This is a genomic window from Robertmurraya beringensis (assembly GCF_042433785.1).
Classification (GTDB): Bacteria; Bacillota; Bacilli; order Bacillales; family Cytobacillaceae; genus Robertmurraya_A; species Robertmurraya_A beringensis.
On record NZ_JBHLUU010000009.1, the window covers coordinates 12193 to 27988 of the forward strand.

Annotated in this window: 15 protein-coding genes; 9 read left to right on the forward strand and 6 right to left on the reverse strand. The window is 38.6% G+C overall.

Going from position 1 to position 15796, the window contains the following annotated elements:
• Positions 1-249: 249 nt before the first annotated feature.
• From ACFFHF_RS01285 to menC, 6 genes are all read left to right on the forward strand, one after another.
• Positions 250-1653, forward strand: a complete 1404-nt coding sequence (locus ACFFHF_RS01285) for an isochorismate synthase (RefSeq protein ID WP_160546880.1) — start codon at positions 250-252, stop codon at positions 1651-1653.
• A complete protein-coding gene (menD, locus tag ACFFHF_RS01290; protein WP_340904989.1) occupies positions 1653-3404 on the forward strand; it encodes a 2-succinyl-5-enolpyruvyl-6-hydroxy-3-cyclohexene-1-carboxylic-acid synthase in 1752 nt (583 codons plus the stop codon). The genes ACFFHF_RS01285 and menD overlap by 1 nt, the downstream gene beginning before the upstream one ends.
• Positions 3404-4222, forward strand: a complete 819-nt coding sequence (gene menH, locus ACFFHF_RS01295; RefSeq protein WP_340904988.1) for a 2-succinyl-6-hydroxy-2,4-cyclohexadiene-1-carboxylate synthase — start codon at positions 3404-3406, stop codon at positions 4220-4222. Before menD ends, menH begins: the two co-directional genes overlap by 1 nt.
• Before the next feature lie 18 nt (positions 4223-4240).
• On the forward strand, positions 4241-5059 hold the full coding sequence (gene menB, locus ACFFHF_RS01300) for a 1,4-dihydroxy-2-naphthoyl-CoA synthase (RefSeq protein ID WP_160546883.1): 819 nt from the start codon (positions 4241-4243) through the stop codon (positions 5057-5059).
• Positions 5060-5169: 110 nt separating this feature from the next.
• Positions 5170-6642, forward strand: a complete 1473-nt coding sequence (locus ACFFHF_RS01305) for an o-succinylbenzoate--CoA ligase (protein WP_377057449.1) — start codon at positions 5170-5172, stop codon at positions 6640-6642.
• Positions 6632-7741 (forward strand): o-succinylbenzoate synthase, encoded by a 1110-nt coding sequence (menC, locus tag ACFFHF_RS01310; protein WP_377057450.1) that lies wholly within the window; start codon positions 6632-6634, stop codon positions 7739-7741. Before ACFFHF_RS01305 ends, menC begins: the two co-directional genes overlap by 11 nt.
• A 55-nt stretch (positions 7742-7796) precedes the next feature.
• Here menC and ACFFHF_RS01315 read toward each other — a convergent pair whose 3' ends face one another.
• From ACFFHF_RS01315 to ACFFHF_RS01325, 3 genes are all read right to left on the reverse strand, one after another.
• Positions 7797-8849, reverse strand: coding sequence for a cytochrome d ubiquinol oxidase subunit II (locus ACFFHF_RS01315; RefSeq protein WP_160546886.1), 1053 nt, complete (start codon positions 8847-8849; stop codon positions 7797-7799).
• Between the two features lie 34 nt (positions 8850-8883).
• A complete protein-coding gene (locus ACFFHF_RS01320; RefSeq protein ID WP_377057452.1) occupies positions 8884-10245 on the reverse strand; it encodes a cytochrome ubiquinol oxidase subunit I in 1362 nt (453 codons plus the stop codon).
• Between the two features lie 158 nt (positions 10246-10403).
• Positions 10404-11348, reverse strand: a complete 945-nt coding sequence (locus ACFFHF_RS01325; protein ID WP_377057453.1) for a metal ABC transporter solute-binding protein, Zn/Mn family — start codon at positions 11346-11348, stop codon at positions 10404-10406.
• Between the two features lie 215 nt (positions 11349-11563).
• Between ACFFHF_RS01325 and ACFFHF_RS01330 the strand changes: the two genes are divergently transcribed.
• Positions 11564-12130 carry a beta-class carbonic anhydrase gene (locus tag ACFFHF_RS01330; protein WP_160546889.1) on the forward strand — a complete coding sequence of 189 codons (567 nt, stop codon included), beginning with the start codon at positions 11564-11566 and terminating at the stop codon, positions 12128-12130.
• Here ACFFHF_RS01330 and yidD read toward each other — a convergent pair.
• Positions 12127-12360 (reverse strand): membrane protein insertion efficiency factor YidD, encoded by a 234-nt coding sequence (yidD, locus tag ACFFHF_RS01335; RefSeq protein WP_160546890.1) that lies wholly within the window; start codon positions 12358-12360, stop codon positions 12127-12129. The genes ACFFHF_RS01330 and yidD overlap by 4 nt on opposite strands.
• A gap of 150 nt (positions 12361-12510) precedes the next feature.
• Here yidD and ACFFHF_RS01340 point away from each other — a divergent pair, with 150 nt between their 5' ends.
• Positions 12511-12984 (forward strand): S-ribosylhomocysteine lyase, encoded by a 474-nt coding sequence (locus ACFFHF_RS01340; RefSeq protein ID WP_160546891.1) that lies wholly within the window; start codon positions 12511-12513, stop codon positions 12982-12984.
• Positions 12985-13018: 34 nt separating this feature from the next.
• Here the strand turns inward: ACFFHF_RS01340 and cls are convergent, their stop codons facing one another.
• On the reverse strand, positions 13019-14467 hold the full coding sequence (gene cls / locus ACFFHF_RS01345; RefSeq protein WP_377057456.1) for a cardiolipin synthase: 1449 nt from the start codon (positions 14465-14467) through the stop codon (positions 13019-13021).
• 10 nt (positions 14468-14477) lie between these two features.
• A complete protein-coding gene (gene ytzI, locus ACFFHF_RS01350; protein ID WP_160546893.1) occupies positions 14478-14636 on the reverse strand; it encodes a YtzI protein in 159 nt (52 codons plus the stop codon).
• Positions 14637-14784: 148 nt separating this feature from the next.
• Here ytzI and ACFFHF_RS01355 point away from each other — a divergent pair, with 148 nt between their 5' ends.
• Positions 14785-15231, forward strand: a complete 447-nt coding sequence (locus ACFFHF_RS01355) for a Dps family protein (RefSeq protein ID WP_377057457.1) — start codon at positions 14785-14787, stop codon at positions 15229-15231.
• The last annotated feature ends 565 nt before the right edge of the window (positions 15232-15796 follow it).

Below are 15796 nucleotides of genomic sequence, written 5' to 3' on the forward strand. Positions count from 1 at the left end.
AAGTGTAGGAAAAACGAAGGAGTGTGTCAATTAAATTTTCCTCCTAATGAAGGAGACCATTTCCATATTTTCTACAATAATTTTTTGTGCAGGAATGACAATTATGGGCATAATATCTCAAAATAGATTGAAATAGCGTATAATAAGGAAAGATATAGGTTTTCGAAGGTTCCTTTTGTTGACATGATCTTGGATTGAGGTGTATCTTAAAATAAGTTTATAACGTTATTTAACAGGAGTTGTACGAATTTGGTTACCATTCAGAATACGGAGCTTAAAGAAGGGATCATTGAAGCAATTGAGAAAGCACGCAAGCTTTCAATGCCCGTATTAGTTAGCGAAGTCCAAAGGATTCATCCGGTTCAGCCTCTGTCTGTATTTGCAGCTGGAAGAGACCAATTTGTTGGCGAGCGCTTTTTTTGGAAAGATCCCTCTGATGAAGTAGTTATGATTGGCATTGGAATATGTAAAGAAATACAATCGGATCAGGCTTCTGGCCGCTTTTTTCATGTGGAGAAGCAATGGCAAGAGCTTATGAGTCATAGCATCATGCTAATGGAAGAGAAACCAACTGCTACTGGACCCATTATGTTGGGTGGATTTTCCTTTGATCCATTGAAAGAGAAAACCGATCTTTGGGCACAGTTTCCACATTCCCTTTTTCATATACCAAAGTACCTAGTTAGTGTAATTAAAGGAGAATACTATTTAACGACTAACCTTCTTTGTTCGGCTGAAGATGATGATTCAATGTATGAGCTAGCTGAACAAGAGAGAAAATCGTTATTTAATGGAATAGAAAAGCAAGAATTGCCACAGTTGACCAACTTATCACAGGTAAATGAAGTTTATCCTGAAAATTGGAAGAAACGTGTGAGCGAGGTCGTAGAATTACTAAAGGCAGGAACCATGAAAAAGGTTGTTCTTGCTAGAGAGCTCAGACTTCAATTCGAAGAGCAAATTCCAGTAGAGCCTGTGATTATGAATCTTTTAGAGGAACAGAGAGACAGTTTTATTTTTGCCTTTGAGTCTAGAGGGGACTGTTTTATTGGAGCATCACCAGAAAGATTAGTTAAAAAGGTAAAAAACAATGTGTACTCCACCTGTTTGGCCGGTTCCATAGCCAGAGGGAAGACTATAAAAGAAGACGAGTTACTAGGTAATGAACTTCTATGTGATGAAAAGAATTTGAATGAACATCAATTTGTTGTTGAGATGATTAAGGAAGCGATGGAAAAGGTATGTCATGAGGTTCGAATTCCGTCTCACCCACAGTTGTTGAAAAATAAGCATATTCAGCACTTATACACACCAGTGGTTGGAATAGCTGATGAGGAAAGTTCGTTACTTCAGCTTGTGAACCTGCTTCATCCCACGCCTGCTTTAGGTGGGGTTCCAAGAAAAGAAGCAATAGAGAGCATCCGGTTAATGGAAGACTTAGATAGAGGAATGTATGCGGCACCGATCGGTTGGATTGATTTTGAAGGTAATGGAGAATTTGCGGTTGCGATACGTTCAGGATTGTTACAAGGAAACGAGGCTTCTTTATTTGCCGGTTGTGGAATCGTTAAGGATTCGAATGTAGACAGTGAGTATCAAGAGACGAATATCAAGTTTCGTCCTATGCTTTCTGCCTTAAGGGGGAAAGAGTAATGAATCACCAACAAGCATTAACGAAATACATTGCTTCTTTTGTAGCAGAATTAATACATGCAGGAGTGAAGGACGTTGTTGTTAGCCCAGGGTCAAGGTCCACTCCTATTGCGATGATTATGGCTGAACACCCTGATCTTCGTCTGCATATTCATGTAGATGAAAGATCAGCAGCCTTTTTTGCGTTGGGAATGGCCAAGGCTTCCCGAAATCCGACCGTCTTGCTTTGTACTTCGGGAACAGCAGCAGCGAACTATTTCCCTGCAATAGCTGAAGCGAATTTATCAAGGGTACCTCTTCTAGTTATCACAGCGGATCGACCACATGAGCTTCGTGATGTTGGTGCACCACAAGCAATGGATCAGGTGAATTTATACGGGAAGCATGTAAAATGGTTTATCGAAATGTCTCATCCGGAGGGCTCCAAAGAGATGCTTCGTTATGCGCGCACTGTTGCAGGTCGTGCTGTTGCAACCGCTTTATCTTCTCCAGCTGGTCCCGTGCATTTGAATTTTCCACTTCGTGAACCACTTGTGCCTGATTTAACAAGTGAAAATATATTTATCATGCCAGAAAGAGAAAAGGGATATGTTCACATTGAACAAGGTCGTCTGGCCCTGAATGAAAATCAATTAAGATCCATTGCGAACGAGTTGAATGAACATAAAAATGGATTGATTGTTTGTGGTGAAATCGATCATCCCACCTTTGCTAATGCCATTACTATGCTAGCTGCAAAGTTACAGTATCCGATTATTGCGGATCCCTTATCGCAGTTACGAAGTGGAAACCACGAGTTTGTACATATAATAGAAAGCTATGATACATTTTTAAGAAATGACGATGCCGTAAGTCATTTAGCACCAGATGTAATTATTCGATTTGGGGCGATGCCTATTTCAAAAGCATTTTCATTATTTATGAAAAAGAATGAGCAAGTCCCTCAATTTGTGGTTGATGGTGGGGAAGGTTGGAGAGACCCATCCTTATTAACCACAAACATGGTTTATTGTGATGAAGTCGAATTTTGTGAATCTCTTCTTCCTCTTTTAAAAGAAAATCAGGATACATTGTTTCTTGAAAAGTGGCAACAAATGAATGAGATAACAAAAGCAGCTTTGTTCCGTGTAAAGGAAAATGAATCCCTCAGTGAGAGTCGTTTATTTTATGAATTAGTAGAATTGCTGCCTGATGGAGCTACTTTGTTTGTTGGGAATTCCATGCCAATCCGTGATGTGGATACTTTTTTCTTTAATAATCAAAAGTCGATCAGAATCATGGCAAATCGCGGTGCAAATGGTATTGATGGAGTGATTTCATCTGCTCTTGGTGCTGGGACGGTTCACAAGCCTATGTATTTAGTACTTGGAGATTTAACTTTTTTCCATGATTTAAACGGTCTCATTGCTTCTAAGTTATATCATATTGACCTAAGTGTTATTGTGCTAAATAACAATGGTGGTGGGATTTTTAGTTTCCTTCCTCAGGCAAGTCATCCGCAGCATTTTGAACGTCTATTTGGTACTCCGTTAGACCTTGATTTTGAACCAGCTGTCTCCATGTACGGCGGGACTTTTAGCCGAGTTTCTACTTGGATGGAGCTTACTTCCTCTTTTGAGCAAACTTTGGCGAAAGAAGGATTATCGGTTATTGAAGTTCCGACAAAAAGAGATGAAAACCTACAAGAACATCGAAATTTGTGGGATTATGTTTCCCGGGAAATTAGTCGGAATTTGCGTGGCGAAAGCTGATGAAAATTGAGGTGCATGGGGTAGAATATCATGTCGAAGTATCAGGAGAGGGTTTTCCGATTGTTCTACTTCATGGATTTACCGGTGATATTTCTACATGGTCGGATTGTGAAGAGCTGTTAAAGAAAAACTCGAGAATCATCAAAGTTGATCTTGTCGGACATGGAAAATCGTCATCCCCAGATTCGATTGAACGGTATGAAATGAAGTCGGTGGTGGAGGATTTACGTTCTATTTTTCAAAATTTAAACATAGAGCAAGCAGATGTGGTTGGATACTCAATGGGAGGTCGAGTGGCGCTTGCATTTGCATTGATGAATCCGACCTTAGTACGTAACCTTGTTCTCGAAAGTGCTTCTCCAGGACTTGTAACGGAGGAAGATAGAAGGAGTAGAAGAGAACAGGATGAACAGTTAGCCAATAAAATTCAGAAAAATGGATTAGATTGGTTCGTCGAATATTGGAGCAATATTCCGTTATTCGAAAGTCAAAAAAAATTACCAGTACTCATTCGCCAACGAATAAAAGAGCAAAGAAAGCAAAACTCTATTAAGGGATTGGCAAATAGCTTGATTGGAATGGGAACGGGGTCACAACCAAGCTATTGGGAAAGACTAAATGAGTACCCCGGTAAAGTCTTATTGCTTACGGGTTCCATGGATCAGAAATTTGTCAACATTGCTGAAAAGATGACAAAATATCTAAAAAAAAGTCAGTGGGTAAATATTGATGGATGTGGACATGCAATACATGTGGAACAACCTGAAAAATTTGGTACAATAGTAAGTGGGTTTTTGTCGAATAAATCCGATTCTTAATTAAGGGAGGAAAACACATTGACAGCTGAGTGGGTATCTCAAAGAAATTACGAAGATATTCTGTATGAAACATATAACGGTATTGCTAAGATTACCATCAATCGTCCAGAAGTGCGAAATGCATTTCGTCCTAAGACGGTCATGGAATTAATTGATGCGTTTGCTTATGCACGTGACGACCGTAATGTAGGTGTAATCGTCTTAACAGGAGCTGGAGACCAAGCATTCTGTTCAGGAGGAGATCAAAAAGTACGTGGACATGGTGGATACGTTGGAGAAGACGAAATCCCTCGTTTAAATGTTCTTGATCTTCAACGCTTAATTCGTGTAATTCCTAAGCCTGTTGTTGCGATGGTAAAAGGATATGCAATTGGTGGAGGACATGTTTTACATATCGTATGTGATTTAACCATTGCGGCTGATAATGCGATCTTCGGACAAACGGGTCCTAAAGTGGGTAGCTTTGATGCTGGATATGGTTCAGGTTATTTAGCAAGAATCGTGGGACATAAAAAAGCACGAGAAATTTGGTATTTATGCCGTCAATACAATGCGCAAGAAGCACTTGATATGGGGCTAGTAAATACAGTTGTTCCTCTTGAGCAAGTGGAGGAAGAAACAATTAAATGGTGTGAGGAAATGCTAGAAAAGAGCCCAACTGCTCTTCGTTTCTTAAAAGCAGCATTTAATGCAGATACAGATGGACTAGCTGGAATTCAACAGTTTGCTGGAGATGCTACTCTCCTTTATTACACAACGGATGAAGCAAAGGAAGGGCGCGATGCGTTTAAAGAAAAACGCAAGCCAGACTTTGGTCAATTCCCACGTTTCCCTTGATAGGTTAGTAAAGAGCTTGGCCCAAAATGGCCAAGCTTTTTTGTATGAAACCTCTAACATTGAAAATGAAAGGTCAATTTGATAACTTAGTTAGGAAGAGGGTGAAAAAATTGTCAATAGAAGTCATGCCGAATTTTCTTAAAAAGAGAGCATTTTTGACACCTAGTCGAACGGCGTTGATATTTGAAGATAAACGCTACACATTTCAACAGCTATATGTGGAATGTGTCGATGTAGCAGGTCGAATGCACACATATGGAATGAGACAGGATCAATACGTTGCACTGTTATTATCGAATCATTCCGAAAGTGTCGTTATATTGTTGTCATTACAGCTACTTGGTATAAAAGCAGTTTTGCTTAACACAAGACTAACTCGAGAAGAACTGAATTATCAGTTGAAGGACTCAAATTCAGCTTTTTTAATTACGGAAGCATTGTTTAAAGAAAAAGCGGAACAATTAGATGTACATATCGTCTACAAACATGAGTTGTTTCAAACATCATATATTGAGCCACCTCTTGTGAATGAAGTAGCTTTAGAAGAGGTTTGCTCTCTCATGTACACTTCTGGAACGACGGGTTCTCCTAAAGGGGTTATGCAAACGTATGGAAACCATTGGTGGAGTGCAATTGGCTCAAGCTTAAATCTTGGATTGCAAGATGGTGATGGGTGGTTATGTGCAGTTCCTCTTTTTCATATTAGTGGCTATTCCATTTTAATGAGAAGTATGATTTATGGAATGAAGATGGTGTTGCACGAGAGCTTTGACGTGGAAAAAACGTTGCAAGATATAACGTCTGAGAAAGTCACAACGATGTCTGTTGTAAGTACGATGCTTTCACGATTATTAGATCACTTGGATAGCCAGTTACCAAGTCATTTTCGTTGTATGCTTTTAGGAGGAGGCCCAGCTTCACTTTCATTATTAGAAAGATGTGTGGAACTACAAGTTCCAGTTTATCAAACGTATGGAATGACAGAAACGGCCTCTCAATTTGTAACTTTATCTCCTGAATATAGCTTGAGCAAATTAGGTTCAGCAGGAAAAGCACTTTTTCCATCACAATTAAAAATTGTTGATTCTTATGGTTTGGAACAGCAACCGTTAGAGTCAGGAGAAATCTATGTAAAAGGTCCGAATGTCACGAAAGGGTATTTGAATAAAGAGAGTTCGCACCTAAAAGATGGATGGTTTGCAACTGGGGACATAGGATATGTTGATGATGAAGGTTTCTTATACGTGCAGGATCGCCGTTCTGACTTGATTATCTCTGGTGGAGAAAATATTTATCCAGCGGAAATTGAAGGTGTTTTGCAAGGTCATGTGGCTATTCAAGAAGCGGGGGTTATCGGTGTGGAAGATCAGGAATGGGGACAGGTACCGGTAGCCTTTGTTGTTGTTAGGGATCCATTGATAACAGAAGAAGAGATCATACAATATTCCTCAACCAAATTAGCCAAATACAAGGTTCCTAAAAGGGTCAGCATAGTTGACGAACTACCAAGAAGTGCGTCTAATAAGCTTTTAAGAAGAAGTCTGAAGGAATGGGTAAAAGGCGGAGCATCTAATGAGAATTGAGAAAATTAAGCTATCGGTTGTCTCCATGAAATTAAAGACTCCGTTTATCACTCATTTAGGTACGGTGCATGAACGGGAAGGGATTGTCATTGAGGTAATGAATCGGGACGGAGTGTTTGGGTTTGGAGAGGTAGTAGCCTTTTCCTCTCCCTGGTATACGGAAGAGACCGTCCAAACCTCCTTACATATGCTAAAAGAATTTTTTATCCCGATGATCTTCCAGCATCACATTGAGCACCCGAGTGAGGTTTCTCCGGTTTTTAACCAATTTCGGAGAAACTTTATGGCCAAAGCAGGTCTTGAGATGGCGATATGGGACCTATATGCAAAGGAAAGAGAACAGTCATTATCAAGCCTGCTCGGAGGGACTCGAAGTGCCATTCCATCAGGAGTAGTGGTGGGGGCTAAGTCGATGAAAGAGACGCTTTTGCAAATTGAAAGAAATCTTGAGAATGGCTACAAGCGGGTGAAGGTGAAAATCTCTCCACAAAATGATTATGAGTATATTCAATCAATCAGGACACATTTTCCTCATGTTGAATTAATGGCCGATGCAAATTCTGCCTATATATTAAAGGATACTCATCGATTAAAAGCACTTGATGAGTTTGGATTGCTAATGATCGAACAACCACTAGGATACGATGATATTGTCGAGCATGCAAAGCTACAATCTGTGCTACAAACACCGATTTGTTTAGATGAGAGTATTGTCACTTTGGACGATGCTAAGAAAGCAATAGAGCTAGGAAGCTGCCGGGTAATAAATATAAAAGCTGGCAGAGTAGGCGGGATTCAAACGGTAAAGGACATTCATGATTTTTGTTTGGAAAAAGGAGTACCCGTCTGGTGTGGTGGAATGCTGGAATTTGGTATCTCCAGAGCACACAATATCGCTATTGCATCTCAGCCTAACTTCACGATTGCTGGAGATATTTCTGCCAGTAGCCGATACTGGGAGGAGGATATTACAACTCCTGAAGTGATGGTCCATAATGGAATGATTGATGTTCCAAGTGGCCCTGGTATAGGATATGAGATAAATCGTGAGAGGTTGAAAGACGTAACGATCTTTGAGGAAAGCTTTACGAAACAATGATTAGAAAAAAATCGTGCCCTCATTTGGTCTCACACCAAATATCGGGCACGTTTTTTTATGTCTTCGTTTCTTCTGGTGGTTGTTTTTGCTGTAGATATCTTTTGTCATTCATAAATAATGTCCAGAAATAAAAGAACCCTGGAAAAAGAATAGCAAAACCGGCTATATAGGTTGCGAAAATAGCTCGGAACGAATTCGGATCTGTGAATGCGTTTTGAATGGTCACCTCTGGGTAAACAATGTAAGGCAAATGTGCTTGTCCGTAGACAAGACTGGCAAGTAAGTATTGAATCGTTATGGCAATAACAGTAAGGCGAGGCATTCCCTTTGGTCCCCCAGTGACAGAAGGTAAAAACAATCCAAGCCCTCCAATGACAAAAAACACAACCGATGTAATTAAAAACGCCAGATTATCCATCATTTTTTCGTAAAGCCAAGGTGCTTCTATTCGGAGCGTAAACATAATGAGAACCGCCATTGCCAGAGAGATAGGACCTAGAATAATGGCATCTCTTCGATATACAGCATAGGCCTCATATTCTTCCGCTGTTTTTGAATAGTCTGCAAGCAATAAGGATGATAAAAACAAAGTGGAACTTATTGCAAATCCAATAAACGCGTATTCATTGGCGCTGGTAAAAAGTTTCATAAGATCAAGGGTTTGGCGGCCATCAGAAAAGTCGATATAGTTGCCATGTGTAATTGGAAGTACGCTGATGAGTAATCCAGGAATGAGTATACCTGTAATTCCAGAGATATATGTTAGTGGTTTTCGATATTCAGATGCAATATTTGAGAAAACGAGAAACGCACTTCGTAAGGCAAGCAAAAGCAAAATCATACTGCCTGGAATAAGCAATACGGTTCCAAGCGTATACGCTGCGGATGGAAATAAACTGTACACAGCAACAACAAGAGCAACAATAAATGTGTTGGTTACTTCCCATGTGGGGGACAAATATCGGTTAGCGATGTTAGTAGCCTTAGTCTGCGTTCTATTGAAGTAAATCATAGACCAGAATCCGGCACCAAAGTCCATGGTTGCCATAACAGCATAGATGAATACAAATCCCCATAACACAGTGATGGCTAGTAATGCATCTGTCATCTATTTTCACTCCTCCATTTCAAGTGGTGCCTCGTTACGTATTGGACCCATATAGTGGTACACCTTTTTGTTCGGCTCGATGTAAATCATCCTCAACGGTGTTCTTTCTAAAATAATAGAGAAGGACAAAGACCACTGAAACTCCTAGAATGACGTATACAGCTGCAAATGCTAGAAATAATACACCTAAATTTGTTGCTGTTGTCGCTGAATCGGCCGTTGACAAGACGCGGTAAATCGTCCAAGGTTGTCTTCCTGTACAAGCAAAAATCCATCCAAATTCAATCGCAAGTACTGCTAAAGGACCAGAGGCAATAAAAGTCGAAAGAATCCAACGAGGATATTTTTCTTTTTTCAAAAATTTCATCCATAGTAAAGCGAGTAGAGGTAATAAAATTAGTAAAGATCCTATGCCTACCATTCCATTGAAAAGGGTGTGAACAAATAGCGGTGGCCATTCTTCTTCTGGCCATTCTTTCAGTCCCTTAACGACGGTATCAAAGCTATTTCCCGCTAAAAAGCTTAGGGCCCAAGGAATGTGAATCGCGTACTTAACCTCTTCGGTTTCACGGTCAGTAAATCCTCCGATAACGAGAGGGGCATGTGATTGAGTTTCAAATAATCCTTCTGCGGCTGCCAATTTTTCAGGTTGGTACTCATGTAAATATTGAGCGGATTCATGGCCGTTTATGGCGGTTAATAGAGAAAATATTCCTCCAACAATGAGACTCAGTGTTAATGCTTTTTTGTGAAAATGGTAGATGCGTGTATTAAATTCAGTTCTCCATAGTTTATAGGCTGATACGGACGCAATCACAAATGCACCTGTTGTATAAGCAGATAACGCCACATGTCCCGCTGTGACAATAAAGCTCGGGTTAAAAAATGCTGCCCACGGATCAACATCGGTTATCATCCCGTTTTCGATTCTAAATCCTGTGGGTGTCCCTTCCCAGGCGTGAACATTCGTTATGAGAACAGCAGATGCTAAAGCACCAATTGCCACAAGTACGAGGCTTGTGATTCGAGCCCAAGGAGGAATACGCTCAGCAGCATATACATAAATGGACATAAATAGTGCTTCAATAAAGAAAGCATATATTTCAATTTGGAAGGGAAGGGCCATAACGACACCGATCACTTCCATAAAACCTGGCCATAATAGAGATAGTTGAACTCCAGCGATTGTACCTGTTGGAATCCCGACACCAAGTAGTACGGCAAAGGCTTTTGTCCAGCGCTTAGCCATAACTACATACTCTTGGTCTTTCGTTTTTTGATACATAAGCTCAGCCGTAAGCATCATAAAAGGCAAGCCTACCCCGATCGTTGCAAAAATAATATGAAAACCCATAGTAGTTCCGAATAACGAGCGTGCAATTAGTAAATCATCCATTACGATCTCCCTTTCAATATACTCACCACTTTATTCTTTTCTAATAAAAAATAAATATGTAATCTTTTCCTATTTTCACTAGAAATAAGGCGATATAGTGACAGATAATGGATCTGAAAACAGTGAAACCCCCTCGAATACCGAGGGGGTGAATTATACTATTTGTTTAAAGCGGTTTGTAATGCTTCCAAATTATCTTTCATAATGGTAAAGTACGTGCGTTCATCTTTTACATCTGCATCCGTTAAGGTTGATAGATTATGGAGGGTTAATGGTTCTGCACCAATTTCCTTTTGAACAATTTCAGTTAGCTTTGAGCTTACATTTTGTTCGAAGAAAATATAATGTAGATCATGTTCCTCGGCTTCAGCGATAATCGTTTCAAGCTCTTTTTGAGTAGCCTCATTTGTTGAAGCCAAGCCCGACACGCTGATTTGCTCAAGTCCGTAACGCTCTGACCAGTAACCAAATGCGGCGTGAGATACTAAAAATTCCTTGTGTTTTGCTGTGCTTGTTACTTCAGTAAAGTCTTCATTTAATTGCTGTAATTCTTTTTCTAGTGCTGCGAAGTTTTCTTCGATTTGCTCTTTATTATTTGGTAACTTTTCAAGAAGTTGCTCTTTAATTTCTTCTGCTAGGCTAATAGAATAAATAGGGTCAAGCCATACATGTGGGTCTACATCACCATGATTATGTCCATCTTCTTCTTCGTGAGCATGTTCATCTTCCGCATGCTCTTCAAAGGTGATATGTTCAGCAGTTGCTACTAAAGTGACGTTTTCATTTTTTAGGGCTTGTTCTGCCTTTGAAACGAACCCTTCTAAACCTAGACCAATGTAGAAGAAAAGGTCAGAATCTGCAAGATCAATCATGTCTTTTTGAGATGGCTCAAATGAGTGTTCATCTGCACCATTAGGATAAATGGAGTTGACACTTACTAAATCTCCACCAATACGTTCTGTGAAATACTGTAGTGGATAAACGGTTGTATAGATTGATAGTTTATCGTTTTCTTGACTCGTTTCAGTTGTTTCTCCCTGACAACCTGCAAGAACTGTGGCAATGAGTAGCATTAAAATAAATACTGTATTTTTACGAAACATGCTTAATCTCCTCTCGATTATGGATAAAACGTAATAATTTCGATTTAAAGTATATAAAGATAGTTGTAATTTTGAATTTTAATAGATAATCCGAAACGGTTACGATTTACATTAGTTATATTACCTAAAAGTCGAGATTTATGCAACCAAAAAAATTGTCTTGTTTTGCAATTATCTTGTATTATAGTCATAAGTACAAATAAGGGGGTACCAGGATGAGATTGTTAGATGAAATTTTAGAGTATAATCAACAGTTTGTTGAAGAAAAACGGTATGAGGAATATACAACAACAAAATTCCCGAACAAACGACTGGTTATTTTAACTTGTATGGACACAAGATTATTAGAGCTGTTACCTAAAGCGATGAACGTCTCAAATGGGGATGTAAAACTCATAAAAAATGCTGGTGCACTTGTTACGCATCCGTTTGGAAGTATTATGAGAAGTTTACTTGTAGCTGTGTATCAGTTGCAGGCAGATGAGGTTCTGGTCATTGGTCATTATGATTGTGGAATGAGTGGAATGAAGGCTGATGTAGTCATCGAAAGCATGAAAGAGCGGGGAATTACTCAAGAGACGCTTGATATGCTTAACTACTCTGGCATTAACGTCTCCGAGTGGATGCATGGATTTGACAATGTGTCTGATAGCGTGAAGCACAGTGTGAACATGATTAAGAAACATCCTCTACTTCCAAAAGGAGTTCCTGTACATGGACTTGTCATTGACCCTGAAACAGGTAGATTAGACGCTGTTGAAAATGGGTATGAGGGCATCTAGTTCTTTCTTTCCTTTTTTTCGGGAACATAATCAAACCCACCTGGATGAAAAGGGTGACATTTTAATAAACGTTTAATGGTTAGGTAACCACCTTTAATCGGTCCAAATCTTTGAATGGCCTCTAATCCATAGTGTGAGCAAGTGGGGTAGAAGCGACAGCTTGGTGGCTTGAGCGGAGAAAGGGCAATTTGATAGAAACGGATAAAGGCAATCATCGCCTTTTTTAGCATGTAAATCTCTCACTTTCCTCTTCCTATATACGAACAACATAACATAAATAGGATAATTAGTCTAAAAAATGGCATGTGGTTAAGTAGAGATAATGCGTAATAATTGTTGTATACTGAAAAGAGAAATTGAATGGGATAGGAGTGGAACAAATGCCTTCTGTAGAAAGCTTTGAACTAGATCATAATGCAGTGAAAGCCCCTTATGTAAGACATTGTGGAGTACATAAAGTGGGTAGTGATGGAGTTGTTAATAAATTTGATATTCGATTCTGTCAACCAAATAAGCAAGCAATGAAGCCAGATGTTATTCATACATTGGAACACTTATTAGCATTTAACCTACGTGAGCATGCTGAGAAATATAGCCATTTTGATATTATTGATATTTCTCCAATGGGATGTCAAACAGGTTATTACCTAGTCGTGAGTGGAGAGCCTTCGGTGGAAGAAATTATTGATCTACTCGAGGATACGATGAAATCAGCCGTGGAAATCGTTGAGATTCCTGCAGCTAATGAAACACAATGTGGTCAAGCGAAGCTTCACGATCTTGAGGGAGCTAAACGATTAATGCGTTTTTGGCTTGAACAATCAAAAGAAAATTTGAAACAGGTATTTGCCTAAAAAATAGAGCCGAGCATTTTTGCTCGGCTATTTTTTATAGAATTGGTGACAATAGCCTTGATATTGATTCTTTTAGACGAATCTTCACTGGTCTTTTTATATAATTCTCAAGAGTTAATTCCGTTGAAGCCTTCATATCCTCAGAAAATTGTTCCATTAGTATGTTAGAAAATCCTTTATGATAGATGAATGCGTTCACTTCAAAATTAAGGCGGAAGCTTCGTACATCGATATTTGCTGTCCCAACAGATGCAATTTCATGATCTACGACAATGGATTTTGAATGGATAAACCCTTTTTCATAAATATAAATTTTTGCCCCAGCTTTCAGCATTTCTCCAACATAAAAATAAGTAGCCCAATAGACAAACATATGGTCTGGCTTATTGGGGATCATAATTTTTACATCGACTCCACATAAACAAGCGATTCTTAATGCATCTAAAAGACTAGAGTCCGGAATAAAGTATGGGGTCTGAATAAAAATAGTTTCTTTTGCTAAAGAAATCATTTTTATATAGCCATTTTTAATTTGTTCCCACTCTGAGTCAGGTCCGCTTGTTACAATCTGTAGGCCAACATCTCCACTGCTAATTGGATGTTGGAAGTAACGAGGGGAATAGTTAATATCATACCGATAGGAAGCTTGGTTCCAATCGAGAATAAACCTAGTTTGTATAGGGTGTACTGCTTCACCAACAATCCGAATATGTGTGTCACGCCAGTATCCGAACCGTTTATTTAATCCTAAATACTCATCTCCTACATTAAATCCGCCTACATAACCGATTTTTCCATCAATGATAGCGAGTTTACGATGATTACGATAATTTAATCGCAAATTAATTAAAGGAAGCTTTGAAGGGAAGAAGGCTTCAACCTCTCCGCCAGCTTGGCGCAGCTCCTTGAAAAATGATTTTCTTAATGATCGGGAGCCTAGCTCATCGTAAAGAACCCGAACCTTTACTCCAGTACGTGCCTTTTGTGATAACACTTTCATTAATCTTCTGCCGAGTTCGTCGTTTTTGATGATATAGTATTGCAGATGGATATGGTCTTTAGCATTCTCTATATCATGAAAGAGTGAGTGAAATTTTTCTTTGCCATCAGTGAAAATTTGAATGTCGTTATGTTGAGAAAACGTGGCAGCATTATTAATTAAATGCATATGAATAAGGTCACGACTTTTTTCTTCGGTTGAATTTTGGAAAGGAAAACTTCTTTGGTTCAATTGTGTGATTTGCTCTTTGATTAAAGACTCTATTCCTACTTTGTCACGATCTTCCCAATAAAACATTTTCTTTCTGCTTAAATTTTGTCCAAAAAGTAAATACATGATAAAGCCGAGTACAGGAATGAAAAATAGTACTAAAATCCAGGCCCAGGTGGCACTAGGATCTCTTCTTTCTAAAAAAATGACAATGATAGCAAGTAAAATGTTGAGGAAGAAAATAATTCCAACAAAAATAGAAAGTATATTCACTAAGATACCCTCACTCTTCTTTTTTTTGATCGCTTTCTGTATGTATATTTGGGTTATCCTCAAGTGAATCAACGGTATGTTTATATGAATAGGCCTTTGAAGTTGTGACAACCGATAAAAGTAAGACAATACCTACAATGATGAGACAAATAATTAGAACAGTTATCATATTATTCCTCCTTTCTCCCATTCTATTTTAGCATGTGTGATTAAGAACTTTAATTATTTGTCACTTGGTCAAACGTTTTTTCTTGTCCATTATGGGTAATATAACAATGGGAGTAACACCATGGATAAGAAATTTAGGAGGAGAGCATATGGATAATAAACTACATGATGTGTTGAACAGCCAAATCTCTAACTGGAGCGTGTTATTTGTAAAGCTACATAATTTTCATTGGTATATTAAAGGGAAAGACTTTTTTACACTGCATACAAAATTTGAGGAGTTTTATAACGAAGCAGCTATTCATATTGACGAATTAGCCGAAAGACTCCTATCCATAGGAGGAGAGCCCATTGCTACAATGAAGGAATACTTAGAGAAATCAAGTATCAAAGAGTCTACAGGTAGTGAAACAGCGGTTGAAATGGTTCAAAGCCTCTCAACTGATTTTTCATTGTTAATCGAAGAACTAAAAAGTGGAATGTCTTTAGCGGAAGAGATGAACGATGAGGCAACAGGTGACATGTTCCTAGCGATTCATTCCACACTCGAAAAACATGTGTGGATGTTAAAAGCGTATTTAGGTGAATCAGTATAATTGTAAAAACATCTTGAACAGAAACGGGTTCAGATACCTATCACTTTTTATATAAATACGTTTGAAAATCTCTTATATTTGTTATACCTTTTGTCCTGCAAAATGCAGGGCTTTTTGTTGTGTAGGAATATTACAAAGTGCCACCTAATGTATCATGCATTTTATTGCCAAGATACTGTTATAAAACTAATGTTGATTTCACTGAGTTTGAAAATAACTGGATAAATTCCGACTAAATTGGGAAATACCCATATTTCCTTAAGAATAAGAGGAGTTTTTCCGCTTATGTGATCCAAATCTTTAAAATTCGGCTTATTTAGAGCAGTTAACCGGAATTCCTCCGCTTATTTCTGCTTCTTAAGCTTCCTCTAAATACATTAGCCGGAAATTCTCCGCCTATTCATTCTCTTACCTATTCGAAAACATCAATGAATAATTACAGAGCCAAAGTCTGTAACCTTACATTTTGATAACAGACCAGTTGCTTGAACAGGGTTGTTTTTTTTTTGTTCATAAATTATTAAAATTTTTCTATTCTCTGAATCGACATTTTTTTCAGAATTGT

Bases quoted from the DNA above. Each gene is read 5' to 3' on its own strand.
- ACFFHF_RS01315 (WP_160546886.1), bottom strand. From the start codon at position 8,849: ATGACAGATGCATTACTAGCCATCACTGTGTTATGGGGATTTGTATTC.
- ACFFHF_RS01330 (WP_160546889.1), top strand. From the start codon at position 11,564: ATGAGATTGTTAGATGAAATTTTAGAGTATAATCAACAGTTTGTTGAA.
- menD (WP_340904989.1), top strand. From the start codon at position 1,653: ATGAATCACCAACAAGCATTAACGAAATACATTGCTTCTTTTGTAGCA.
- yidD (WP_160546890.1), bottom strand. From the start codon at position 12,360: ATGCTAAAAAAGGCGATGATTGCCTTTATCCGTTTCTATCAAATTGCC.
- ACFFHF_RS01355 (WP_377057457.1), top strand. From the start codon at position 14,785: ATGGATAATAAACTACATGATGTGTTGAACAGCCAAATCTCTAACTGG.
- ytzI (WP_160546893.1), bottom strand. From the start codon at position 14,636: ATGATAACTGTTCTAATTATTTGTCTCATCATTGTAGGTATTGTCTTA.
- menH (WP_340904988.1), top strand. From the start codon at position 3,404: ATGAAAATTGAGGTGCATGGGGTAGAATATCATGTCGAAGTATCAGGA.
- ACFFHF_RS01320 (WP_377057452.1), bottom strand. From the start codon at position 10,245: ATGGATGATTTACTAATTGCACGCTCGTTATTCGGAACTACTATGGGT.
- ACFFHF_RS01340 (WP_160546891.1), top strand. From the start codon at position 12,511: ATGCCTTCTGTAGAAAGCTTTGAACTAGATCATAATGCAGTGAAAGCC.
- menC (WP_377057450.1), top strand. From the start codon at position 6,632: ATGAGAATTGAGAAAATTAAGCTATCGGTTGTCTCCATGAAATTAAAG.
- ACFFHF_RS01325 (WP_377057453.1), bottom strand. From the start codon at position 11,348: ATGTTTCGTAAAAATACAGTATTTATTTTAATGCTACTCATTGCCACA.